This is a genomic window from Streptomyces azureus, from assembly GCF_001270025.1.
Classification (GTDB): Bacteria; Actinomycetota; Actinomycetes; order Streptomycetales; family Streptomycetaceae; genus Streptomyces; species Streptomyces azureus.
Genome location: NZ_DF968355.1, coordinates 1 through 22,391 on the forward strand (window position 1 = coordinate 1; position 22,391 = coordinate 22,391).

The 22,391-nt window shown below is 71.9% G+C and carries 20 protein-coding genes and 2 pseudogenes; 12 read left to right on the forward strand and 10 right to left on the reverse strand.

Going from position 1 to position 22,391, the window contains the following annotated elements:
• Positions 1-247 (reverse strand): annotated as a pseudogene (locus AOQ53_RS27330) (hypothetical protein); the annotation flags it as partial.
• A gap of 24 nt (positions 248-271) precedes the next feature.
• On the opposite strand from AOQ53_RS27330, the gene AOQ53_RS27335 reads away from it, so the two are divergent.
• The 3 genes from AOQ53_RS27335 to AOQ53_RS27345 all read left to right on the forward strand — a co-directional run bounded on the left by AOQ53_RS27335 (position 272) and on the right by AOQ53_RS27345 (position 3,294).
• Entirely contained in the window at positions 272-1,450 is a 1,179-nt protein-coding gene (locus AOQ53_RS27335) for a MalY/PatB family protein (RefSeq protein ID WP_059421259.1), read from the forward strand.
• 45 nt (positions 1,451-1,495) lie between these two features.
• Positions 1,496-1,882 carry a PPOX class F420-dependent oxidoreductase gene (locus AOQ53_RS27340; protein WP_059421260.1) on the forward strand — a complete coding sequence of 129 codons (387 nt, stop codon included), beginning with the start codon at positions 1,496-1,498 and terminating at the stop codon, positions 1,880-1,882.
• 68 nt (positions 1,883-1,950) lie between these two features.
• A complete protein-coding gene (locus AOQ53_RS27345; RefSeq protein WP_059421261.1) occupies positions 1,951-3,294 on the forward strand; it encodes a Gfo/Idh/MocA family protein in 1,344 nt (447 codons plus the stop codon).
• 12 nt (positions 3,295-3,306) lie between these two features.
• Here the strand turns inward: AOQ53_RS27345 and AOQ53_RS27350 are convergent, their stop codons facing one another.
• The gene (locus AOQ53_RS27350) at positions 3,307-3,720 is read right to left on the reverse strand and encodes a Zn-ribbon domain-containing OB-fold protein (RefSeq protein WP_059421263.1); all 414 of its coding nucleotides are present in this window, start codon (positions 3,718-3,720) and stop codon (positions 3,307-3,309) included.
• Between the two features lie 151 nt (positions 3,721-3,871).
• Positions 3,872-4,582: a TetR family transcriptional regulator gene (locus tag AOQ53_RS27355; RefSeq protein WP_059421264.1), complete on the reverse strand. Its 711-nt coding sequence runs from the start codon at positions 4,580-4,582 to the stop codon at positions 3,872-3,874.
• A gap of 158 nt (positions 4,583-4,740) precedes the next feature.
• Between AOQ53_RS27355 and AOQ53_RS27360 the strand changes: the two genes are divergently transcribed.
• Positions 4,741-5,445 (forward strand): peptidoglycan-binding domain-containing protein, encoded by a 705-nt coding sequence (locus AOQ53_RS27360; RefSeq protein WP_059421265.1) that lies wholly within the window; start codon positions 4,741-4,743, stop codon positions 5,443-5,445.
• A gap of 528 nt (positions 5,446-5,973) precedes the next feature.
• Positions 5,974-6,462: a flavin reductase family protein gene (locus tag AOQ53_RS27365; protein WP_078945539.1), complete on the forward strand. Its 489-nt coding sequence runs from the start codon at positions 5,974-5,976 to the stop codon at positions 6,460-6,462.
• A 255-nt stretch (positions 6,463-6,717) separates the two neighbouring features.
• On the opposite strand, the gene AOQ53_RS27370 is transcribed toward AOQ53_RS27365, so the two are convergent.
• From AOQ53_RS27370 to AOQ53_RS27385, 4 genes are all read right to left on the reverse strand, one after another.
• The gene (locus tag AOQ53_RS27370) at positions 6,718-9,114 is read right to left on the reverse strand and encodes a SpoIIE family protein phosphatase (RefSeq protein ID WP_059421267.1); all 2,397 of its coding nucleotides are present in this window, start codon (positions 9,112-9,114) and stop codon (positions 6,718-6,720) included.
• Between the two features lie 103 nt (positions 9,115-9,217).
• Positions 9,218-9,781: an antibiotic biosynthesis monooxygenase gene (locus AOQ53_RS27375; protein ID WP_059421269.1), complete on the reverse strand. Its 564-nt coding sequence runs from the start codon at positions 9,779-9,781 to the stop codon at positions 9,218-9,220.
• Between the two features lie 43 nt (positions 9,782-9,824).
• Positions 9,825-10,205, reverse strand: a complete 381-nt coding sequence (locus AOQ53_RS27380) for a hypothetical protein (RefSeq protein ID WP_174523358.1) — start codon at positions 10,203-10,205, stop codon at positions 9,825-9,827.
• A gap of 271 nt (positions 10,206-10,476) precedes the next feature.
• Positions 10,477-11,397 carry a MurR/RpiR family transcriptional regulator gene (locus tag AOQ53_RS27385; protein WP_059421270.1) on the reverse strand — a complete coding sequence of 307 codons (921 nt, stop codon included), beginning with the start codon at positions 11,395-11,397 and terminating at the stop codon, positions 10,477-10,479.
• Between the two features lie 167 nt (positions 11,398-11,564).
• Here AOQ53_RS27385 and AOQ53_RS44900 point away from each other — a divergent pair, with 167 nt between their 5' ends.
• Positions 11,565-11,726 carry a hypothetical protein gene (locus tag AOQ53_RS44900; protein WP_167745772.1) on the forward strand — a complete coding sequence of 54 codons (162 nt, stop codon included), beginning with the start codon at positions 11,565-11,567 and terminating at the stop codon, positions 11,724-11,726.
• 53 nt (positions 11,727-11,779) lie between these two features.
• Positions 11,780-12,181, forward strand: coding sequence for a DUF3662 domain-containing protein (locus tag AOQ53_RS27390; protein ID WP_059421271.1), 402 nt, complete (start codon positions 11,780-11,782; stop codon positions 12,179-12,181).
• 15 nt (positions 12,182-12,196) lie between these two features.
• Here the strand turns inward: AOQ53_RS27390 and AOQ53_RS27395 are convergent, their stop codons facing one another.
• The 3 genes from AOQ53_RS27395 to AOQ53_RS27405 form a co-directional block, all read right to left on the reverse strand.
• The gene (locus AOQ53_RS27395; RefSeq protein WP_059421282.1) at positions 12,197-13,741 is read right to left on the reverse strand and encodes a phospholipid carrier-dependent glycosyltransferase; all 1,545 of its coding nucleotides are present in this window, start codon (positions 13,739-13,741) and stop codon (positions 12,197-12,199) included.
• Between the two features lie 168 nt (positions 13,742-13,909).
• A complete protein-coding gene (locus AOQ53_RS27400; protein ID WP_059421272.1) occupies positions 13,910-15,826 on the reverse strand; it encodes a phosphatase PAP2 family protein in 1,917 nt (638 codons plus the stop codon).
• 204 nt (positions 15,827-16,030) lie between these two features.
• A complete protein-coding gene (locus AOQ53_RS27405) occupies positions 16,031-16,930 on the reverse strand; it encodes an N-acetylglucosamine kinase (RefSeq protein ID WP_059421274.1) in 900 nt (299 codons plus the stop codon).
• 240 nt (positions 16,931-17,170) lie between these two features.
• Here AOQ53_RS27405 and AOQ53_RS27410 point away from each other — a divergent pair, with 240 nt between their 5' ends.
• The 5 genes and pseudogenes from AOQ53_RS27410 to AOQ53_RS27430 all read left to right on the forward strand — a co-directional run.
• Positions 17,171-18,286 carry an ROK family protein gene (locus tag AOQ53_RS27410; RefSeq protein WP_059421275.1) on the forward strand — a complete coding sequence of 372 codons (1,116 nt, stop codon included), beginning with the start codon at positions 17,171-17,173 and terminating at the stop codon, positions 18,284-18,286.
• Positions 18,287-18,558: 272 nt separating this feature from the next.
• On the forward strand, positions 18,559-19,881 hold the full coding sequence (locus AOQ53_RS27415; protein ID WP_059421276.1) for an ABC transporter substrate-binding protein: 1,323 nt from the start codon (positions 18,559-18,561) through the stop codon (positions 19,879-19,881).
• Between the two features lie 366 nt (positions 19,882-20,247).
• Positions 20,248-21,159, forward strand: coding sequence for a carbohydrate ABC transporter permease (locus tag AOQ53_RS27420; protein WP_059421278.1), 912 nt, complete (start codon positions 20,248-20,250; stop codon positions 21,157-21,159).
• A complete protein-coding gene (locus tag AOQ53_RS27425) occupies positions 21,156-22,058 on the forward strand; it encodes a carbohydrate ABC transporter permease (RefSeq protein ID WP_059421280.1) in 903 nt (300 codons plus the stop codon). Before AOQ53_RS27420 ends, AOQ53_RS27425 begins: the two co-directional genes overlap by 4 nt.
• A 78-nt stretch (positions 22,059-22,136) precedes the next feature.
• Positions 22,137-22,391: pseudogene (locus AOQ53_RS27430) on the forward strand (hypothetical protein); the annotation flags it as partial.

A 22,391-nucleotide genomic window follows, 5' to 3' on the forward strand; every position in this document is an offset into this window, starting at 1 on the left:
CCGCGCGGTGCTTCTCCCGCAGCAGGTGGTTCGCCTTGTACTCCTCGGCCGGTGAGCGGATCCGGTCCCGGATCTCCCGTACGGCCGCCGCTGCCGTCGCCATGGACAGCGACATACTGGCGTGCGCGAACACGTCCGTGTTCCCGCCGGTGAGGTTCTCGCCGTCCGACCCGGACTCGTCGCAGGCGATCTCCAGGAACGGGCCTCCGGCCCCTCCCCGCTCCCCGTCCTCACGATTCCCGCTCACTGCACAGCCCCCTATCGTGTGCCCATGACCAGGATCCCGCACGAGACGTCCGGTGAACCGAATCCCCTGCAAGCCCTCACTCTCGACCGTCTCCGCCGCCGTACGAGCATGAAGTGGCGCACCTACCCCGAGGACGTGCTGCCCCTGTGGGTGGCCGAGATGGACGTGCCGCTCGCCGAACCCGTCGTGCGCGCCGTCACCGAGGCGCTCGACCTCGGTGACACCGGATACCCCGCCGGTACGGCCTACGCTCAGGCGCTGGCCGCCTTCGCCGGGAAGCGGTGGAACTGGGACGGGCTCGCCGTGGAGCGCACCTCGGTCGTGCCCGACGTCATGCTGGGCGTCGTCGAGATGCTCAAGCTGGTCACCGGGTACGGGGACGCGGTGGTCGTGAACCCGCCGGTGTACCCGCCGTTCCACCAGTTCGTCGAGCACATGGACCGGCGCGTGCTGGAGGCCCCGCTCGGGGCGGACGGGCGCATCGGCCTCGGCGTCCTGGAAGAGACCTTCCGGCAGGCGGTGGCGGGCGGAGGACGGGCCGCCTATCTGCTGTGCAGCCCCCACAACCCGACCGGCACCGTGCACACCGCCGAGGAGCTGTCCGCCGTCGCCGCGCTCGCCGAGCGGTACGGCGTCCGCGTCGTCGCCGACGAGATCCACGCGCCGCTCGTGATCGGCGGCACGGGCTTCGTGCCGTACCTCAGCGTGCCGGGCGCCGAGCGCGGACTGTCGCTGATGTCGGCCTCGAAGGCGTGGAACCTGGCCGGGCTCAAGGCCGCCCTCGCGATCGCCGGACCCGGGGCCGGCGCCGACCTGGCCCGGATGCCCGAGGAGGCCGGACACGGCGCGAGCCACGTCGGCATCATCGCCCACACCGCCGCCCTGCGTGACGGTGTCGCCTGGCTGGACGCCCTGCTGTCCGGCCTCGACGCCAACCGGCGACTGCTCGCGGACCTGCTGGCCGAGCACCTGCCCGCGATCCGCTACCGCCCGGGCGACGCCACCTACCTCGCCTGGCTCGACTGCCACGCGCTCGGCCTCGGCGACGACCCGGCGGACACCTTCCTGCACCGCGGCCGCGTGGCCCTCAACTCCGGCCTCCCCTTCGGCACCGGCGGCGCCGGACACGTCCGCTTCAACCTGGCGACCTCGCCCGAGGTGATCGGGGAAGCGGTGCGGCGCATGGCCGCTGCCCTGCGCTGAAACCCGGTGGTACGCCGCGCGGGTCGCGCTCGTACACTGCCCGCCATGGACGACGGTGCGCCGGCCGGACTGGGCGCGGGCAAGTACCTGCTGATCACCAGCTACCGCAGAAACGGTACGCCGGTCGCCACTCCGGTCTGGGTGGTGCGCGACGGGGACGCGCTCGGCGCCTGGACGTCGGCCGACTCCTGGAAGGTGAAGCGGATCCGCAACCGCGCCGACGTCCTGGTCGGCCCCTGCGACCCGCGCGGCAACCCCACCGGCGAACAGGTGCCCGCGACGGCGGAGATCTGCGACCCGGCCACCACCGCCCGCTACCGGCAGCTGATCGCCCGCAAGTACGGACTCACCGGCCGGCTCACCCTGCTCGGCAGCCGGCTGCGCAGGGGCCTGGACGGCACCGTGGGCATCCGCCTCACCCTCACTCGCTGACCCGCCTTCAGCAAGCGCTTTCGGCACCGGGGGAGTGGACGGCCCGTCCCCGGGACAGACCACCTGTCATGAGCCGAACTCCCGTCCTGCGCGCAGCCGTCGTCGGCACGGGCCACCGGGCCCAGTTGTTCACCCGGGGCCTCGCCGAGCGCCCCGGCCACCTCGTGGCCGCGCTGTGCGACCCCAGCCCGACCCGGATGGCCTTCCACAACCGGCTGCTGACCGAGACCGGCGCGCCGGCCGCCACCACGTGGGAGCCCGACCGCTTCACCGACCTGCTCGCCGAGGAGGACATCGACGAGGTCGTCGTCACCACCGTCGACGCCGAGCACGACCGCTACATCGTCCCGGCCCTGGAGGCGGGCTGCCGCGTCGTCACCGAGAAACCGATGACCGTCGACGCCGAGCGCTGCACCCGCATCCTCGACACCGTCCGCGAGACCGGCAACTCCCTGACCGTCGCCTTCAACTACCGCTTCAACCCCGTGCACGAGAAGGTCCGCGCCCTGCTCGCCGAGGGCGCGATCGGCGATGTGCTGTCGGTCCACTTCGAGTGGCTGCTCGACGTACGGCACGGCGCCGACTACTTCCGCCGCTGGCACCGCGAGAAACACAACAGCGGCGGCCTGATGGTGCACAAGTCCTCGCACCACTTCGACCTGGTGAACTGGTGGCTCGCCGACGAGCCCCGGGAGGCCTTCGGCTACGGGCGGCTCGGCTTCTACGGCCGCGAGGCGGGGGAGCGGCACGGACTGCGCCGGGACTACGACCGCGCCCACGGCGCCGAGGGGGCCGCCGACGACCCCTTCGCCCTGGACCTCGCGGCCAACGACACCCTGCGCGCCCTCTACCTGGACGCCGAACGCGACGACGGCTACCTGCGCGACCGGAACGTCTTCGACGGGCCGATCACCATCGAGGACGACATGTCGGTCCTCGTGCGCTACGCGCGCGGCGCGACGATGACGTACCACCTGACCGCCTACTCCCCCTGGGAGGGCTACCGGGTGATGTTCAACGGCAGCGCGGGCCGGCTGGAACTGGAGGTCGAGGAGAGCCGCTGGCAGCCGCCCCTGACCCGGGTCACCTCGGCCGCGGGCGCCCTGCACGGGGAAACGGCGGCGGAGCACGCGGGCGGCGCCCGCCTCACCCTGCGCCCGCTGTGGCAGCCCCCGGTGGACGTGCAGCTCGCGGTCGCCCACGAGGCCCACGGCGGCGGCGACCCGCGCATGCTCGACGCGCTCTTCGGCCCCGTCGGCCCCACCCGCCCGGCGGACACCGCGGCGGCGACCCACCCGACGGCCACCGAACGCGACGGGGCACTCGCCCTGGCGGTCGGTCTGGCGGCCAACCGGAGCTTCGAGACGGGACGGCCCGTGCCTACCCGCGAACTGCTCCCCGGGATCCGGTGAGCGGACCGCCCGTCAGGTCCAGGCCCGGTACGGCTCGTCGATCAGCTGGAAGACCGGCTCACCCCGAACCGGGTCCTTGGCCGTCGACAGCCGCACCCGGTCCCCGCTGTGGATGCCGATGGGCGGGCCCATGACCCGGCCGCGTACGACGAAGCCCTCGGCCATCTCGATCAGGGACACGTTGCGGGCCGCCGGGGTGTTGCGGTGCACCACCGTCGAGTGGCGCACCGTGCCCGTGCCCTCGCTGCGCTCCGTCCGCAGGTCGCTGCCGCGGCAGACCGGACACAGCACCCGGTGGTACATGGCGGTGCCGCACCAGGTGCAGCGCTGGAAGAGGATGGCCTCCGTGGCCGGGCCCCTCGGGTCGAGCAGACCCGTCGGGGAGCCGGCTGCCTGCTGAGCGACGCTTCCTGAGTGGTGGTACACGCTGTCAACTCCCTGCACTCGGCCGGAATCCCGTGTGCACGGTCGCCCGCGCACAGGTGTGCCCGGTTCGCCGTGCCACCGCGCACGCAGCACAGAGTATGGCACTCAGTGCCACTCGTAAAGGCACTCCGTTCCCTCGATGCGCGGACCCTCAGCCCCGCCCCAGCGTCGACTCGATCTCCTGTACGACCCGCCACAAGGGCGCATCGCGCCGGGACACGACGACCACCACGTCCTCGGGCTGCTCCCCGGCCGGAGGCACCGGCGTGCCGCCGAACGCGGACTGCACGTACGCCAGCGCGTGGTCCACCGTGGCGCTCGCCTCGCCCTGCCCGTCCGAACGCAGCCAGGAGCGCAGCGCGTTGTTGTGCGCCGCGACCACCGCCGCCGCGATCACATCGGCCTGGAGGGTGCCGTCCCGGCGGGCCGCGAAACGCCGGCGCAGATACTCGGCCAGGGCACGCTCGTAGCGCCACACCACCGACAGCTCGTAGGCGCGCAGTCCCGGGACCTTCTTGGTGAGGCGGTAGCGCTGCACGGAGAATGTCGGGTTCTCGGCGTACATCCGCAGCACGAGCCGGGCCGCGTCGCAGACCCGCCGCACGGGTTCCTCGTCCCCGCTGCCCGCCGCGAGGAAGGCCGTCATGTCGGCCAGGCACCGCTCGTGGTCCGGGAAGACCACGTCCTCCTTGGACGGGAAGTAGCGGAAGAAAGAGCGCCGCCCGACCCCGGCCAGCGCCACGATGTCGTCGATGGTGGTCTGCTCGTAACCCCGCTCGAGGAACAGCTGGAAGGCCGCCGCCACCAGGGCGTCCCGCATGGGCGGCTTTCCGGTCCCGGGGTCGGCTTTCTCGGAGCTCATGAGCGGGAACGTAGCACCCGGAAGGGTACGCATGGCACTCGGTGCACTCTCTGGGAGGAACCGAGTTCCCTCTGAACCTGTGGCGCGGCAGCCGCGTATCTAGCGGCAGGACGAACCCCGAAGACGGGCGCCCCGAGCCCGGACGGAAGGAGAGCAGCGTGTCGACACCGTCCGAGCCCCGGCAGCCGCACGACGACCCGGCCCTCGAACCCATCCGCGTCCTGCGGCCTCGCCGCACCGACGCCCTCGCGGAGCTGATGCGGGAGTACCGCGAGGAGATCGGCTCGGCCCCGGACGGCAACGAGCCCGGCGGCTACGGGCCCCGCGGCTACGAGTCCGTCGCGCTGCCCCGGCCGCCGGCCGGCTCCGAGGACCTGACGCAGGAACTCCCGCCTCTCAGCCGCGAGAACGGCTACGGCCGTGCCGGGCCCGGACCAGGACTGCGCCGCACGGCCGTCGCGGTGGCCGTCGCCGCGGCCGCGGTGATCGGCTTCGGCGGTGCCGCCCTCCTGCTCCCCGGCGAGAACACCGACGACAAGGCGGCCCCCGCTCCGCGCCCCACCACGTCGGCCTCCGCCTCCGCCCCTGTCCTCACACCCACCCCGCCCGCCGTCGACCCCGACGGCCGGGGCACCCTCCGCGAGGGAGCCACCGGCCCCGAGGTGACCGAACTTCAGCAACGTCTCCTGCGCATCCCGGACGTCTACCGGGACGGCTCCACCAGCGGCCGCTACGACCCCACACTGACCGCGGCGGTCGCCCGCTTCCAACTCTGGTACGGCATCCGCGGCGACGAAACCGGCGTCTACGGCAACGACACCCGCCTCGCCCTGGAGTCCCGCACGGCACCGGTGGTCGACTGACCCGCCCCTGCCCGCCGGGCTCACCGGCGGCACCGCACCGCGAGGGGCAATCCCGCAGACGGCGCGGGCGCCGGACGGCCGGTCGCCGGTTGGCGTGGATGCCGGACGGCACGCAGGTCGGCGGGCATCGTCGGACGGTCCGTACGTCGGGTGGTTCGGTTGTCGGACGGCGTCCGGTCCTCGGCTGGAAGGGCGGCTGGGCGGTCCGTACGTCGGGCGGCTCCGGTTGTCGGACGGCGCCCGGTCCTCGGCTGGAAGGCGGCGGGCCGGTCCGTGCGGCGGGTGGGTCCGGTTGTCGGACGGCCTGGTGCTCGGCCGGCACGGGCGCCGGACCGCCAGGTCGTCGGCCGGCCCGGGCCAGACGGTACCGACCGCCAGACGTCCCGTTGCGCACCCGCCGACCTGACGGCGCCGCTCCACAGCCGGCATCGCCCCCCGGGTATCGCCCCGGGATGGCACCCGCACCCCCGACATGGTGAGGTGATGCCGAGACGACAGCGGACGCGAGGGCGAGGGAGTGGTGTGAGCATGGCGGGCATGGACGCGTTCATCGGGCGGCTGGACCCCGAGATGTGCGTGGTCACGGCCGTCGCGGGCGGTGAACGGGCGGGGTGCCTGGTCGGATTCGCCTCGCAGTGTTCGATACGGCCCGTGCGGTTCGTCGTGTGGCTGTCCGAGCTGAACAACACCTTCCGGGTGGCCCGGGACGCCGAGGTGCTCGCCGTGCACCTGCTCGCGCGTGAACAGCACGGACTCGCCGAGCTTTTCGGCGGGCGGACCGGCGACCGGACGGACAAGTTCGAGGGTCTCCGACTACGAGAGGCGTACGGCGGGGCCGTCGTGCTGGAGGACGCGCCGGCCTGGTTCGTGGGCCGGATCGTGACGCGCGTGGGCGGCGGCGACCACATCGGCTTCGTCCTCGACCCGGTCGAGTGGGGCGGACACGGGACGTACGACGGGCCGCTGCTGCGCCTCTCCGGCGCCCTCACCATCGAGCCCGGTCACCCGGTCGACTGAGCCGGCCCCCGGTGGGTCGAACGCCGGGCAACGCGCGGGAAAAGAAGCGGGACGCCGGGCCCACCGGGCGTCATCCTGAGCCGGGGCGACGACGCACGAGGCGCCCCGCCCGCCGCCAACCGAAGGCCACGCCCATGAACGGCTCCCGCATCCCGGGCCTGGTGCTGCCCACCCTGTTCCTGCTGGCCCTGGCCGCGGGCCTGTGGTGGTACTGGCGGCACCGCGGCGACTAGTGAACGGCGAAAGGGCCGCCCCCTAAGCCTCTCGCATCCTAGGAACCCGGACGTCCACGACGCACACGTCGTCCCGCCGCACGTCCGGCAGCATCCGCGCGAGCAACTGCCCCAGTGACCCCGGCCCGTCGGCGTGCCGGGCGGCCACGCCGTCGGCGAGACGTTCCAGACCCCGGTCGATGCTCTCCGGAGGGTGTTCGACCAGGCCGTCGGTGAACAGGATGAGCCGGTCGCCCGGGGCGAGACGGCACTCCGCCTCCTCGAAGACCGGCGTCGCGGTCGCGCCCAGCAGCATGCCCTTCGGGCGGTCCAGATACCGCACCTCGCCGTCCCTGAGCAGCAGCGGCGGGGGATGCCCTGCCTGGGCCCAGACCAGACGGCGCTGCCGGGGGTCGTACCGGGCCAGCACCATCGTGGCCGTCGCGTGGGAATCACGGGAGTGCAGCAGCAGCGTGTTCAGCCGGGACAGGGCGCCGGTCAGCGACGAACCCGTGATCACCATGCCCTTGGCGGTGAAGCGGAGCTGGGCCATCGTGGCGACGGCGTCGACACCGTGCCCGGCGACATCGCCGACCACCAGCAGCGCGTCCCCGTCGGGCAGTTCCACGGCGCTGAACCAGTCACCGCCGACATGCACACCGGACTGGGCGGGCAGATAGGCGACCTCCACGCGCAGTCCTGCCAGGTGCACCGGACGGTTGGCCAGCGGCAGCAGCGCCTGCTGGAGCCGGGACGCCAGGGTCCGCTCGGCCTGGAGCACGTCGTGCTGCGTGAGGATCGCCTGCTCGCTCTCGACCAGGGCCAGTTCCGCCCGCCGCCGGGCCGTCATGTCCTGGACGACACCGTGCACCTCCACAGGCGTGCCGTGTATGTCGGCCACGGCCTCGGCCACGAGACGCAGATGCCGGATGCCGCCGCTCGTCCTGACCCGGAACGGCAGGTCGAACGCCCTCCCCTCCTGGACGAGCGCGCGGACGGCGCGGGTCAGTGCGGGCGCGTCCTCGGGCAGCGCGAGCTCCGGCAACCCGGTGAGCCGCACCGGTCCGTGCGCGGGGTCCCGGCTGAAGATGGCGAACACCTGGGTCGACCAGGAGGCCTCCTGCGTCGCCAGGTTCCAGTTCGCCCAGCCGAGGTTGCCCAGCCGCTGGAGATCCGCCAGCCGCTGCTCCTGCCGGTCGGAGGAGCCGTGCCGGATCCAGCTGACGACCAGCGCGTCGTCCAGCCGCGCCACCCGCGCCGAGTACGTGGACAGCGCCGCGATACCCGCCACGACCTCCTCGTGCGCGAACGGTTCACTCTCGTACGGCTCCCCGGTGGTCAGCGTGTGCAGGCAGCCCTGCCACAGCGGCTCCTCCGTCAGGGCCGGCCGGAATTCCAGCAACCGCCGCCCGGCCAGCTCCTCACCGGGGCGGCCCAGCAGGTCACCCGCCCGTGTGGTCGTGGCCTCGACCCGGAAGTCCTCGGTCTCACCCGACGCGTCCCTCAGCGGGGTGAGCAGCATCACCGCGATCGGCAGCGCGTCGAACAGCGCCTGCACCGCATCCGTGGCGGCGTCGTCGGCCCGCTCGGGCGGTGCGTCGAAGGCGCGCAGCCGGCCGGCGCACAGCCCGGTGACGCCCCGCAGATGAGCCTGGTCGCGTGGCGTGAACGACCCGGCGCGGCCGCGCAGTACGCCGATGCAGACCTCGGCCGAGCCCGTGGGGGGCACGGGCAGCCAGGCGCGCGACCGCCAGCGCTCGGGCGGGTCCCCGAGCAGCAGGTCCCGCCGTTCGTCCGAGGCGAGGTCCTCCAGCCAGCGCGGTTCGCCCGTCCGCAGCGCGTCCAGCGCCGCGATCCCGCTCAGCGGCGGCACCTGGCTCCACTGGGCGGCCGGCTGGTCGCCGATGCCGGCGTGCCCGATCAGTTCGAGGCCGCCGTCGGGCCTGCGGGTGTAGATCATGACCGCGTCCGCCGCCATGTCGGGCGCGAGATGCTCCAGCAGACACCGGGCGAGGTCGTGCGGTGTCATCACCCGAAGGAGGGCCTGCCCGAGGCGGGCCAGGGCGATGGCGACATCGTCCGGCGCGGCCGTCTCCGGCAGGACGTCGGAGCCGAAGCCGGGGGTGTCGGTGCCGACTGGCTCGGCCGCCTCGCCCGGGCGGGGGGCCGTGGGCGCCAGAGATCCGAGCGTGATCCAGCACTCCTCCAGGAGGGTGTGGCGCGCCGCCTTGGCCCGCTGGAGCAACCGCTCGTCCGCCGCGTCCGCCGAACACCCGGTCAGCGCCATCACCGCGCCCTTGGCCCGTTCCACGACAGCCGACATCGCCGCCTGGTCGCGCAGCCGGTCCAGCTCGGCGCGCTGCCGGGCGACGATCTTGGCCAGTTCGACCAGGTCCGGTGCCGCACCGGGCTCCGCCGGCGTCGCGGGCTCGCTCGTCACGCGTTGAGCATCGCATACCCGCGCCGGTTCGAAGACGGCCTCGGGCGCACGGACTGCTCCCGCATCCCGACAGCCACATCGGTCACATCAGCCTCGGGAGCCGTCAGTGGCCATCGCGCGGATACAGCCACAGCCGCAGCAGCCGGCTGAGCCTCGGCATGACGAGATACGTCAGCACCGGCAGCAGCACCAGCGGGAACACGGCGGCCCGCAGCGGCAGCGGCCAGCCGGTGGTGTGCGGCGTCACCAGCCACTGGATGAGCAGGGTGAACGGATAGGCGCCGAGGAACGTCGTGAGGACCATCTTCCACCGGGGCGGGGCCTGCACGGTGGTGCCGGGCAGGCTGAACCAGGTCTCCATCCCGGTCGTCGACTGGCGTTCGCTGCTGACCTCGGTGGCGATGTCCTCGATCCGCCGGTGCCAGTGCGCGCGCTCCTCCGACTCCAGCCAGGCGGCGAGCCGGTGCTGGTCGGACCAGCGCAGCACCGCGTGGTAGCGGTGGCCGTCCTCGGGCGTGAGCCAGGAGACGCCCTGGTTGCCCGGGAACTGTCTGGCACAGCGGGTGATGCCGTGCGTCCACTCCTCGAACTGCCGCTCCCGGCCAGGACGCACCTGCCAGGTCAGAACCGTGGTCACCGGCTCGCGCCGGACTTCGGTGGTGCTCATTTCCTCACGTGTGCCACGCACGCCGCGGGTCATGCCCTCAGGGTCACGGCTGGCGGTTGGCCTCCACCAGAGCCTGGGTGACCGCCCGGACGCTGCGCGCGATGTGCTGCAACTGCATGACCTCGGCCGCGTACACCTTGATCGTGTGCTCGATGACGCCCTCGTGCAGACCGAGTCCGGGCAGGTCGGCGCGGGCGGTCTGGAGGGCGGTGCGGGCGACCCTGATCTCCTGCTGGACCTGGATCTGGGCGTGCCGGGCGAGCAGGACGGGGTGGCGGATGAACACGGGGTAGCCGGCGTAGCGCGCGGGCACCAGCTCGCGCAGCCACTTGGCCGCCGAGCGCTCCCAGTCGTAGCTCCCGGGGGTCTTGACCTGGCAGGGCCAGTCCGGGCTGATGCGCGTGGACGTCAGGGGCATGATCATCGCTTCCGGGTGTGCGGCGTCGTGAGGGTGGACGACGGGTCGGGGCGGCCCCGGCCTAGGGGATGACCGGGGCCGCCACGGACACCCGGGACGCCGAAGCGGGTAGGAGCCGGCCCCTCGGGTGCGGAACGGATCCGGAACGGCCGGGTCGCGATCCGTGAGCAGTATTTATATATGCGATCCGGTTTTCAAGGCGCATGAAAACATTCATGCGCGCTTTGTTGTGGGTGGTCCCCTCGTGTGTTGCTGAGGCCTGCCCGGTGCGTGCCGCTCAGTCGCGGAGGAAGAAGTGATGCTGGTCGGCGACCTGTTCGTACTCCTCGAGCCGGGCCTGCGTCCGTTCCGGATCCGCGTCCGTCATGGCCTGGAGCAGCGCCGAGCACATCACGCCCGGGGCGGCGTAGGAGTCGAAGACCAGGCGCGATCCGGTCCCGATGGCGAAGGCGACGTCGGCCTCGTCCGCGAGCGGCCCGAGCGCCAGGTCGGTGATCAGGGCGACCTTGAGCCCGGCGCCCCGCGCGACCCGGACTGCCGTCAGTGTCTCCTGCGCGTGCCGGGGCATGGAGAACGCCAGCACCCAGGTGCCGCCCGCCTCGCGTGACTGGAGCAGCGCGTCGTAGGCGACGCTCCCGCCGCGCGTCACGAGCCGTACGTCCGGGTGGATCCGGCGGGAGGCGTAGGCGAAGTACTCGGCCAGTGAGACGGAGATGCGCAGGCCGAGGACCGTCAGCGGGGTCGACGACGCCAGCTTGCGGCCGATGTCGATCACCAGGTCCGGGTCGGCGAAGTCCCGCCGCAGATTCTCCAGGTTCTCGATCTCGGCGTCGACCGCCGCCTGTAGCTCGTTGCCCCGGTTCTCCTCGGCCGGGCCGCCGCCCGCGAGGGTGCCGAGCGCGATCGCCTGGAGCTTCTCCCGCAGCGCCGGGTAGCCGCTGAAGCCGACCGCCGAGGCGAACCGCGTCACCGAGGGCTGGCTCACGCCGACCCGGTCCGCGAGATCCGTGATGGAGAGGAACGCCGCCTCGGTGATGTTCTCGATCAGGTACTGGGCGATGCGCCGCTGGCCCGGGGACAGCCGGGGCCGGTCGAAGAGCGCCCTGAGCTGGGCGGAAGGGGAGACCTCCGCTTCGGGTGCGGCCTTCCCCGAGGTGATCGCGGATGCCTGTGCGCGTGCCTGCTGCGGCGATGGCACCGATGCGCCTCCTTCGTCTCCCACGGACGTTCAACATAGCTCACGCCCCCTGGTGACCAGGGCTTCTTCACCCGGCACATGAGATGCCCGGCAGGTGGATACCCGGACGCCGGGCGGGAACCCGCCGCGGCAGAAGATCCCGACACGACGGACGAGGAGCCATCGTCATGACCGTTCCCGAGGAGAACCGGCCCAAGACGCAGACCACGGACGAGGTCCTGGAACACCGGGACGAGCACCAGTCCCGGCCGCCGGGCGCGAGCGGCCGCACGATGCGCGAAGCCCTGGAGGAGGCCGAGGTGCGGCCCGACGACTACGTCGAGCGTTAGCACCCCCCGGCCACCGCAACCCAACCGACGACGCTTCCGGCAGGTGAGACCGCATGGGCGCACTGAGTGCGCTGGAAGAGACACTGGAAAACCGATGGGAGGCCCTGTGGGCGCGGGTCCTCGACAAGGAGCCGGTCGAGGTCCTCGACGCCCTGCGACGCGCGTGCGACGACAACGCCGTGGTGTGCCGGGCTGACCGGGTCATGGTCCCCAACGCCTACGACGTGGAACTCTCCGACGAGGTGCACGACCAGCTGACGCGCCACGGCACCGACGTGGGACAGGCCCTGACCGACAGCCTGGTCCGCCACGCGGAACGCAAGGGCTACGAGTTCGCGGGCCCGCTCGCGGTACACGTCGCGAGGTGCCCGGATGTGCCCAACGGCCGCTACCGCGTGGCCAGTCGTGTCATGCAGCACGTGAGCACGGACGGCTTCTTCCACGCGGCCCACTGAAGCGCCCCGAGGCGCTCAACGGCGATAGATCGTGATCGAGTGCCCGACATCGTCGACCGGGCGGCTGCCGCCGATCAGCTCGGCCAGCCGCCCGGTCGCTTTCGCGGCCGCAGAGTCCGACACCGCCAGCACCCCCCGCACGTCACCGGCCGGCACCCCGCGCGGATCGCGGGCCCGGATGCCGTAACGGGACGGCACCCCACTGCCCTTGTAGACCAGCCACACCCGCTCACCCGGATACCGCTCGCGCAGCCGCTCCGCGAGCCGCCCCAGATCCTGCCCCCAGTCCACGTTGGAGTCGTGCAAGAACTCCCGCGTCCTGCCCGGCCCGCCGAACGCCTCGTTGGAGTAGGGCAAGTAGTAGGGGTACGCACGCAGTGAACCGACCGCGACGAACGCCACCAGCGCCCCCACCGCGACGCAGACCCACCGCCGCCGCACCACGAGAACGCAACCGGCCGCCACCGCGAGAAACAGCGGCAGGAAGACGGCGTACCGAGTGCCGAGGTCCCGTGCCCCCTGCATGGCCGCCGCCAGCAGCACCACAGGCGCGGCCAGCACATAGGGCGCGGCCGGCCGCAGGCGGCGCACCGCGACCACGACGACGGCCCCGGCGACCCACAGCGCGAGCATCCCGAGCGGTGTCTTCACCAGCAGCGCGGCCGGCAGGTAGTACCAGAGCGAGCCCGAGTACAACCGGCCGAACAGAAAGCCCTGCCATGGCCGGTTCTCCAGCCCGAACTGGACCCGCATCCCGTCCCGGTACGCCTCCGGCAACGGCAGCATCTCGACCAGCAGCCCCCGCAGCCCCCGTACGGTGGGCACATGCTGCTCCGGGGTCCAGCGCAGCCGCGGATCGACCATCAGATACGTCATCCACACAACGGCGACCGCGGCCAGTGCCAGGACACCGGCGCCCGCGACCGCCCGCCCCGAGTCCCGGCCCCGGCCGGCTGCCGACGCGTGCCACACCGACACGGCGGCCAGCGCCATGAACACCGGTACGGCGGGGAGCGTGCTCATCTTCGTGGCCAGGGCCGCCCCCAGCGCCACCCCGGCGAGCGGCACGTACAACTGGGTCCCGCGGCGCGCCCGCCACAGCAGCCACGCCGACATCAGCACGAACCCGGCGGCCGGCACGTCGAGCGTGGCGAGCGAGCCGTGGGCGATGACGTCGGGGGAGAAGCAGTACAGGGCGAGCGCGGCCAACGCCCCGGCCGTCCCGGCCAGTTCACGGGCGAAGGCGAAGACGACCAGCCCGAACAGCAGCGTGAGCGCGATCACCGGGAGCCGGGCCCACAGCATCAGCCGCCAGGGGTCGTTGCCCGACTCGTAGAGCAGATGCCGCCCCACCGCGCCCTGGTCCCCGGTGAAGGACGGGTCGACGCGCGGATCCGCGAGAGCCACCCCGGCGCCGATGACGAGCTTGCCCAGCGGCGGGTGCTCGGGGTTGTGGCGCAGCCGGTGCTCGTGCGTGTACTCGGCGGCCGCGCCCACGTACACCGGTTCGTCGATCGTCGGAGTCTGCCGCACGGCGGTGGTGACCATGGCGAAGGCCATCTGTGCGAGCAGCACGGCCACGAGGAGCGGCAGCGCCCGCCGTCCGCCGGACCGCCGCGTGGCCCCCGCGGGTGGCGGCGGCGGGAGCGACAGCGGCCGCGGGACGGCGGGAGCGATCCAGAGGTCCCTCATGGACCCACTCTGCATCAGCCCCCGCCGCTCGCGGCGTCACCGCTTCACGAGTCGCACCGACAGACCGTCAGCCGTGTGAACGGGCACGGCCCGCAGCGTCGTCGAGTCCAGCTCGACACGGTCGAACCGGCCGCGCAGCCCCGGAGCCGACAGGACCGGAACGGTCGTCCCCGCGACCGGCGGCCGCTCGGCGTCGAGCCGCAGCGACAGCACGCTGCCCCGGCCCAGCAGCACGCGCCGGCTCACCGTGAGCGCCGGGCCGTGGTTCTTGCGCAGCGGCAGCTCCAGCGTCGACTCGCCCTCCTGGACGTACGAGCCGCGCACCCGCAGGACCTTGTCCGCGCGCAGCGTGCCGCCCGTGACCCGGACGTCGCCCTGCCCCAGGGCGTTCGGCGAGGCGGCGACCAGCGTGCCGTCCTCGACGACGGTCCCGCCGCGGTAGCGGTTGTGGCCGGTCAGCGTGAGGGTGCCCGTGCCGCGCTTGGTCAGACCGCCGTCGCCCTCGATGTCGTTGCGCCAGCTGTCGGCCGCGTGGAAGCCCCCGGCCGCCGCGTCCAGCGTCACCGTGACGTCGGTGTCGAAGGCGCCGTACCCGTCCGCCGCCGCGAACAGGTTCAGCCGGCCCCACTGCTCGAAGCCGTCCAGCAGGACGTACCCGGAGGGCAGCGCGGTCGTGCGCAGTACCTCGCGGCGCTGGGCCGCGCTCAGGTACGGCAGCCGCGTCTCCAGCAGGACCTCCGCGCCCTTCGGCACGGTGAGCGGGTCCTTGGGGCCGCGACGGGGCAGGACGTACGTCAATCGGTGCCCGACCGCACGGGCGTTGACCTCGCGGTCGGCGTAGGTGTCGCCGGCGTCCGAGTGGGCGTAGGCGTACAGCGTGTCCGCCGTCGTGCCGGTCTTCTGGGTGAAATAGGAGAGGGCCTGGGCGCGTGCCGCCGCCTTGAGCTCCGCGTTCGCCGGGTCGGCCAGTGTCGCCGCGGTCAGGGCGGTCGCCATGATCCGGCCGCCGATGACGTCGACGGTGGAGTGCATGCCCGACATGATCCGGGTGTGGCTGAGCTCGAACGCCCGCGTCACCAGCTCCTGGAAACGCTCGGGCACCGCGTAGGCGTAGGCCAGACCGGCCAGATGGAAGGCGTTGGTGTGGCCGCTGGGGAACCCGCCGTCCTCCGCCGGGTTCTCGGAGCGCTGGCGCAGCAGTTGCGGGGCCACGACCACGTCCGAGTCGTACACCGGGTAGCCGAGGGCGTCCTTCTTCCCGGTGTCGACGACCTCGCTGTCCTCGTTCATCCGCCACGGACGCGGGTACTGGAAGGCGAACTTGGCCGGGTTGCCCGAGGCGAACGGCCCGCGGACGGTGTCCACCAGCTTGGCCACCTTGCCGAGCTCCGAGTCGTAGGAGCCCGCGCCGAGCGCGGACCCGGCCGGGGCGTCGGCGGGCAGGGTGTCGCTGATCTTCCCCGGGGGTGTGCCGTCCGGGGCGCCGGTGATCGACGTGACGGCCTTGGCACCCGACTTGTACAGCCCGGCGAGCGGACCCAGTCCGCCGATCATGGCGTAGCTCTGGTGCTGGCGGTCGTAGAGGAAGGCCTCCTTCGCCTGCGCCTCGGTGCGGGATGCCGTGACCCGGGCGCAGTAGCGCATGTTGGCGCGCAGTACCTCGCGGTCCAGGACCCGGCCGGTGTCCCAGGCGTCGCCGGTCTTCCACACCTGGGACATGCCGCCCAGGATCCGGATGACCGCGTTGGTCTCGGGGGCCTGGTTCGTCAGGACGTTCGACTTGTAGTCGTCGACGAACGCGGCGGGGCCCGTGGCGGCCTTCGCGTCGGCGGCGGCGAGCCACGTGGCGAAGGCGGGCGCGGACAGCAGACCGGCCGAGGCGCCCAGGGAAGTCCTGAGGAACCCCCGCCGGTTGACGGTCGCGGTGGCCATGGACCCGGCTGGTGACGGCATGCGTGTGCCTCTCTTGAGTTCTGCGACGGTCTCTTCCCGCCGTGCGGCCGGGAAGGTCGTGCGATCGTGTGCGACTCGTGGCGCCTTTGACGGCTTGTGGGGCACCCGTTGACTGACGAGCGAAGATCTACGGCCGTGTTGTGACCCTTCGGAGAGGGGGCGGCCACGCGCCGGTGTCCGGAACGTGAACGGCGTCCGCCCGGCTCACTGAAGCGAACGGGCCAGCGCCACCGCGCCCTCGACCGGCGGCACGCGCAGCGGCTGCGGCCGGGCCCCGGGCAGGTGCTCGGCGAGCGCGGAGGCGAGCGCCTCGTACAGCGCGGGCTGGGCGAGGACCGTGCCGCCCGCCACCACCACGTCGTCCACGACGACCCCGCGCCCGGCGAGCCGTACGACGAGTGAGGCCAGCGCCCGGCCGCCCTCGGCGATCACGGCCCGGGCGAGCGGTGAGCCCGCCTCGGCGGCGGCGAACACCACGGGGGAGTGCCGGCCCCATTCGGCGGAGACGTCCGTGGCGGCCTCCAGCGCGGCGCCGAGCGCCGGCACCTCGGTCACGCCGAAGGCCGCGACCAGGCCGGTCGCGAGTGCGTCGGGCTCCTCGCCGCGGTCGTGCGCCGCCCAGACGGCCCGCGCGGCCTCGCGGACGAGCCCGGCCGCGCCGCCCTCGTCGCCCAGCACCGCGCCCCAGCCGCCGACCTGGACCGGACCGCCGTCGGGCAGCCGCCCCACCGCGACCGAACCGGTACCGGCGACCAGGCCGACGCCCTTGTCCAGCCCGGCGGCGGGGACGAGCAGTTCGGCGTCGCCCACGACCAGCGCGGGCACCCCGAGCCGCTCCTGGAGCGCGGTCCGGATGGCTTCGCACTGGCGCGGTGTCTCGCAGGCGTGACCGCCCACGGCGACGGCGGACGGGCGTGCGTGGGCCGGCAGGGCGTCGCGGACCAGCGCGGCCAGCCGGCCGGCCGCGTCCCCGGGCTCGTGCGGTCGCCAGCCCGCACTGCTGCGGACACGATCGACGCCCTTTTCGCCGCCCGCGAGGGCACGCAGATGCGTCTTGGTGCCGCCCACGTCGATACCGACCACGTAAGGCGTGGAGTCCTGCACGGGTCCTCTTTCGTCGTTGCGCGGTCACGGCGAACGGCAGGCGAACCGTGCGTCGGACCACGCCAGTTGAAGAGGTAGGGAAGCCCCGGGACGGGCTTCTGCGGGCCACGGCAGGCGAGTACCGTGGAGTTCGTTAGGAAGTTAACTAACGAAGTAGGGTGCGCGTCAAGAGGCACGGAATCCCGATGCCGCGCGACCCTGCCGCCGCTCTGCACGGCCGCAGCACGACCTGGGGAGACCATGCGCCTGAGTGAGAGTGCCCGTGTGGTGTTCGACGTACTGGCCGGGACGGGCACGGCCACCCGCCCCCAGCTGGCGGCCGGTGCGGGCCTTTCCAAGCCGACCGTCTCCTCCGCCGTGGCCGAGCTGGAGGCCGTCGAGCTCGCCGCCCACTCCGGCAGGGCCTCCGGCGGCACCGGCCGCAGCGCCGCGATCTACCGTCTCGGACCGGCCGCCGGGGCCGTGCTCGCCGTCGACCTGGGGCCCGCCGTGACGCGGGTGCGCGGCTGCGCCCTGGACGGCACGCTGCTCGCCGAGGGCACCGGGTCCCGGCCGGAGGCCGCCGACACCGTCCGCAAGGTCCTCGACGCCCTGCCCGCCGGGGCCCCGCTGCGGGCCGTCGTGGTCGCCGTCGGTGACGTCCCCATACGGGACCGCGCCGGGGAGCGCCCCGCGACCGCCAAGGCCGGCCCCGTCTTCGACGCCATGGCCGTCGCACTGCCCGAGGGTGTCCCCGTCCACCTGGAGAACAACGTCAACTGCGCCGCACTCGCCGAACTCCACGAGGGCGCCGCCGTCGGCCGCGACACCTTCGGCTACCTGCGCATCGGCGTCGGCATCGGACTCGCCGTCGTCATCGGCGGCCGGGTGCTGCGCGGCGCGAACGGCGCCGCCGGTGAGGTGGCCCGGCTGCCCTACCCCTGGGACGACGACCGCGCCCCGCGCCACGAGGGCCTGGAGCAGCGCATGGGCTCGCGCACCCTGCTGCGCCGGGCGGCCGAGGCCTGGCAGGAGACCGACGGGCCCCGCCCGCGCACCGCGGAGCGGCTCCTCGCCCTCGCCGGGCAGGGGCATGCCACGGCCGGTGCCGTGGTCGCCTCGCACGCCGCCGACGTGGGCCGGCTCGCCGCCGCCGTCGCCGCCGTACTGGACCCCGGACTGATCGTGCTGGGCGGCGGTACCGGCGCGGACCCGCAGCTCCTGCCCGGTGTGCAAGCGGAACTGGCCCGGCTGAGCTGGCCCACCGAGGTGGTCAGCAGCGTCGTGGGCGACACCGGTACGGTCGCGGGCGCCAGCAGGCTCGCGGTCGCCCATGGAATTCAAACCGTGACCGGAGCTGTGCGGGCGAAGCATTGACGGCTGCGCCATCGGTCTGCCAATGTCCGGACAAGCGCTTTCTAGTCGGCCGGGACGCCGACTCCGGGTAAGCCTCCCGCTCGTACGCGAAGTACGGCAGCCGCACGAGGGCGTGCTTGTGCGACGCCGGCCGTCATGGCCGGGGACCCCACCCGTGAAGGCGACGCGGCCGGGCGAGGCCGCGCCCCCGAGAAGCGAGAATTCCTGCAAAACGCACCCGTGCCGCCTCGGCTGGCGCCGTGCTTCCTCCGCTACGAGAAAAGGGATCGAAGATGACCAGTGTGGGTGTGCGGCGCTCTCGCCGACTCGGCCGCGGCGGCATACGCCGCGTTGTTCCCCTCGCTGCCGTGGCCACGGCAGGTGCCCTTCTGCTCTCCGCCTGCGGGTCGGGGTCCGAGTCGGGCGGTAACGCCAAGTCGCTGACCTTCTGGATCTCCACGGTTCCGGGGCAGGACGCGGGCTGGAAGAAGATGGTGGCGCAGTACAAGAAGGAAGCCGGCGTCACCGTCAATCTCGTCAACATCCCCTACGACGGCTACGACGCGAAGCTGCGCAACGCCGCGCAGGCGAACTCCCTGCCCGACGTGGCGGCGGTGCCGAAGCTGGACCCGATCTGGGCGAACAAGCTGATCGACCTCAGCTCCATCGCCAACAACAAGAACAACAAGATCAACAAGAACTTCATCGCCAAGGACTCGTCCGGGAAGGTGCTGTCCATCCCCTCGGACATCACCGCGTCCGGCCTGTTCATCAACGAGACACTGTTCAAGAAGGCCGGCGTCTCCGTCCCGACCTCGCCCCAGAAGACCTGGACCTGGACCGAATTCATCAAGGCGGCGGACAAGGTCCGGGAGAAGACCGGCGCCAAGTACTCCCTCACGTTCGACCAGTCGCCCTCCCGGCTCCGCGCCATGGTGTACGAGCTCGGCGGGAAGTACGTCCACGCGGACTCCTCCGGCAAGTTCTCTGTGGACGCCGCGACCAAGAAGGCCGTGAAGCGCTTCGTCGAGATGAACGACGACAAGACCATGCCGAAGTCGGTGTGGACCAGCGGCGCCGACCCGTCGGCCATGTTCCAGAGCGGTGACGTGGTCGCCTACTGGTCCGGCGTGTGGCAGGTGCCCGCCTTCGCGGAGAGCATCAAGAAGTTCGACTGGGCGAGCGTCCCGACTCCCGCCGAGCCGGTGCAGGCCAGCGACGTCAACAGCGGCGGCATGACGGTGGGCTTCAACAACAACGGCGACGCGGCCGCCGCCGCGACGAAGTTCCTGTCCTGGCTGTACGAGCCGGCCCACTACCAGGCGCTGTGCGAGGCGTCCGGGTTCCTGCCCGTCGAGAGTGGTCTGAACCCGAAGTACCCCTTCGAGTCCGAGGCGGCGCAGGCGGCGTTCAAGCTGTACAACGAATCGATCCCGCTGTACGCCCCGATCTCCGGCTACTTCAACACCGCGCAGACGAACTGGGTGCTGAAGGGCAAGAGCCTCACCGAGGACCCGACCAAGACGGAGCTCGGCAAGGCGATCAACGGCCAGCAGTCGGCCGACAAGGCGCTGGACAACATCGTGGCCGGCTACAACCAGCAGGTCGGCGGCTGAGCGCAGGCCGACAGGCCGGGCGGCGGGGTCGAGACACCGCCGCCCGGCCCAGGGCCTGTCTGACAAATCCCCGCCTGCTCCGCGGCGTCTGGCACGCACTCCCCCAAGCTCTTCGAGCAGGGGGCACCCCCAGCCGCGTTGCCGAACCGCCCACGTGGCTCCTCCCCCACTCTCGACTTCGCTCGAGCGGGGGGACCCCCATCGAGGGCGCTCCGGCGCCTTGCGATCGCACGCACCAGACGCCGCGGCGCCCGCCCTTCGGGCGGACGACGGGGATGTGTCAGACAGGCCCTCGAGACCCACGCGATGCCGGGCTCATGGCCTGAGCCCTGTAGGAACCCATTCCACCAGCACGGAGTCAGGAAGATGACCAAACGCGCCCCGGACGTGTCCGCGAGCCCGCCCAGGAGCCGTAGTAAGTACACCCTTGCGCCGCTCGTCCTCATCGCGGCCAATGTCGTGCTCTTCGCGCTGTTCTTCCTCTGGCCGGCGGTGATCGGGCTCGTCTACTCCTTCACGAACTACACGGGCGTAGGGGCGTTCCAGTTCGTCGGACTGGACAACTACAGCAACCTGTTCGGGGACTCCACCTTCTTCGACGCCCTGACCCGGACGCTGCTGTACACCGTGCTCTTCGTTCCACTGAACTTCGTGTTCTCGCTGCTCATCGCCAACGTGCTGGTGAGCAAGCACGCCAAGGGCGTGTCGGTCGCCCGCGTCTTCTTCTTCATCCCGTGGCTTCTGTCGCCCATCGTCGTGGGTGTCCTGTGGCGGTGGCTGTTCGGTGAGAACTTCGGACTGGTCAACTACCTCATCGAGAAGGTCGGCGGAAGCGCCGTTCCGTGGCAGTCGAACGCGGACCTGTCACTGATCGTGGTCGTGGTGGCGGCATCCTGGGCCTGGACGGGCTTCTCGATGCTGCTGTTCATCGCGGCGATCAAGAACGTACCGACGTCGTACTACGAGGCGGCCGCGCTCGACGGCGCCGGTCCGTGGCGCCAGTTCTTCAGCATCACCCTGCCGAGCATCGCGCCGACGTCCTTCATCGTCATCCTGCTCAACACGATCCACGGGATGAAGGAATACCCGCTGTTCGCCTCCCTCAACAACGGCGGACCCGGAACGTCGAACAACCTGCTTGTCCAGTACATCTACCAGACCGGCTTCAAGTCGGGCCAGATCGGCTACGCGAGCGCCGCGTCGTTCGTGCTCATGCTCATCCTGATGGCCGTCGCGTTCATGCAGCTGATCGTCAACCGGCGGGTGGAGAACCGATGACAACCACAGACATGCCACGCAAGGTCGACTCCGGGTCCGGGCGGGCTGTTCCCAAGAAGCGGCTCAGCGGCGCGGCCAGTGGTGGGTTCCGGCGCGCGGTGCCCGCGACGACACTGCTCTGGGTCCTGGCGGCCCTCTACGGGCTGCCGGTGCTGTGGTTCGTACTCAGTTCCTTCAAGCCGGCGGGAGACCTGTTCTCCCTTCCGCTGACGTTGCTTCCGCACGACCCCACCCTGTCGGGTTACAAGACGGCGTGGGACAGTGCCAACTTCTCCCAGTACTTCATCAACACGACCATCGTGTGTGTGATCGCGACGATCCTCACGGTGGGAGTCAGCTGCTGCACCGGGTACGCGCTGGCCAAGTACGACAACAAGTGGCTCAAGGTCTTCTTCGTCGGCATCCTGGCCACCACGATGCTGCCGGGCGAGGTCATGCTCGCGCCGCAGTTCCTGGTGGTCCGCGACCTCGGCCTCTACAATTCGCTCGCCGGCATCATCCTCCCGGCCGTGCTCACCGCGACCGGGTGCTTCATGTTCCGCCAGTTCTTCCTGACGGTCCCCGACGAGCTCATCGAGGCCGCCCGCATCGACGGTGCCCGCGAACTTTCGATCTTCCTGCGGATCATGGTGCCGATCTCCCGGCCCATCATGCTGACGCTCGCCATCCTGTCGTTCCAGTGGCGGTGGAACGACTACATCTGGCCGCTGCTGATGCTCAACGACCCCGGGAAGTTCACCGTGCAGATCGGCATCCAGAGCCTCGTCGGGGCGCAGAACATCAACTGGTCGGTGGTGCTCGGCGGATCGGTCATCTCCATGATCCCTCTGATCGTCGTCTTCCTGGTGTTCCAGCGTTACGTCATGAACGCCGACATCAACGCCGGACTGAAGGACTGACCGTGCCCACACCGCTCGACCACGAGTCCGTCCGTGCGACGGCAGGCGCCGGCACCGGCAGGAAGGGCTGATCCACCCGTGCACCTCCCCCACCAGCGCGGCCCGTTGCACGACCTCCCCGACACACCGGAGGCGTACGACGCCGTCCTCGCCGACGTCACCGAGCAGGCCCTGGCCCGCATGACGCCGGAGGGCAACCTCGAACACCCCGACTGCGTCGACGACATCGGCGACACCTCCCTCGGCGTCACCTCCCTGCTCGCCCTGGCCTGGCAGCGCACCAAGGACCCCCGCCTGCCGGAGGCGGTGCGCCGCAGCCTCGCCTTCCACCTG

Coding starts and splice junctions, on each gene's coding strand:
- AOQ53_RS27380 (WP_174523358.1), bottom strand. CDS start 10,205: ATGATCATGCCCCTGACGTCCACGCGCATCAGCCCGGACTGGCCCTGC.
- AOQ53_RS27365 (WP_078945539.1), top strand. CDS start 5,974: ATGGCGGGCATGGACGCGTTCATCGGGCGGCTGGACCCCGAGATGTGC.
- AOQ53_RS27410 (WP_059421275.1), top strand. CDS start 17,171: ATGCGCCTGAGTGAGAGTGCCCGTGTGGTGTTCGACGTACTGGCCGGG.
- AOQ53_RS27355 (WP_059421264.1), bottom strand. CDS start 4,582: ATGAGCTCCGAGAAAGCCGACCCCGGGACCGGAAAGCCGCCCATGCGG.
- AOQ53_RS27340 (WP_059421260.1), top strand. CDS start 1,496: ATGGACGACGGTGCGCCGGCCGGACTGGGCGCGGGCAAGTACCTGCTG.
- AOQ53_RS27345 (WP_059421261.1), top strand. CDS start 1,951: ATGAGCCGAACTCCCGTCCTGCGCGCAGCCGTCGTCGGCACGGGCCAC.
- AOQ53_RS27395 (WP_059421282.1), bottom strand. CDS start 13,741: ATGGCCTTCGCCATGGTCACCACCGCCGTGCGGCAGACTCCGACGATC.
- AOQ53_RS27420 (WP_059421278.1), top strand. CDS start 20,248: ATGACCAAACGCGCCCCGGACGTGTCCGCGAGCCCGCCCAGGAGCCGT.
- AOQ53_RS27390 (WP_059421271.1), top strand. CDS start 11,780: ATGGGCGCACTGAGTGCGCTGGAAGAGACACTGGAAAACCGATGGGAG.
- AOQ53_RS27415 (WP_059421276.1), top strand. CDS start 18,559: ATGACCAGTGTGGGTGTGCGGCGCTCTCGCCGACTCGGCCGCGGCGGC.
- AOQ53_RS27375 (WP_059421269.1), bottom strand. CDS start 9,781: ATGAGCACCACCGAAGTCCGGCGCGAGCCGGTGACCACGGTTCTGACC.
- AOQ53_RS27335 (WP_059421259.1), top strand. CDS start 272: ATGACCAGGATCCCGCACGAGACGTCCGGTGAACCGAATCCCCTGCAA.
- AOQ53_RS27400 (WP_059421272.1), bottom strand. CDS start 15,826: ATGCCGTCACCAGCCGGGTCCATGGCCACCGCGACCGTCAACCGGCGG.
- AOQ53_RS44900 (WP_167745772.1), top strand. CDS start 11,565: ATGACCGTTCCCGAGGAGAACCGGCCCAAGACGCAGACCACGGACGAG.
- AOQ53_RS27425 (WP_059421280.1), top strand. CDS start 21,156: ATGACAACCACAGACATGCCACGCAAGGTCGACTCCGGGTCCGGGCGG.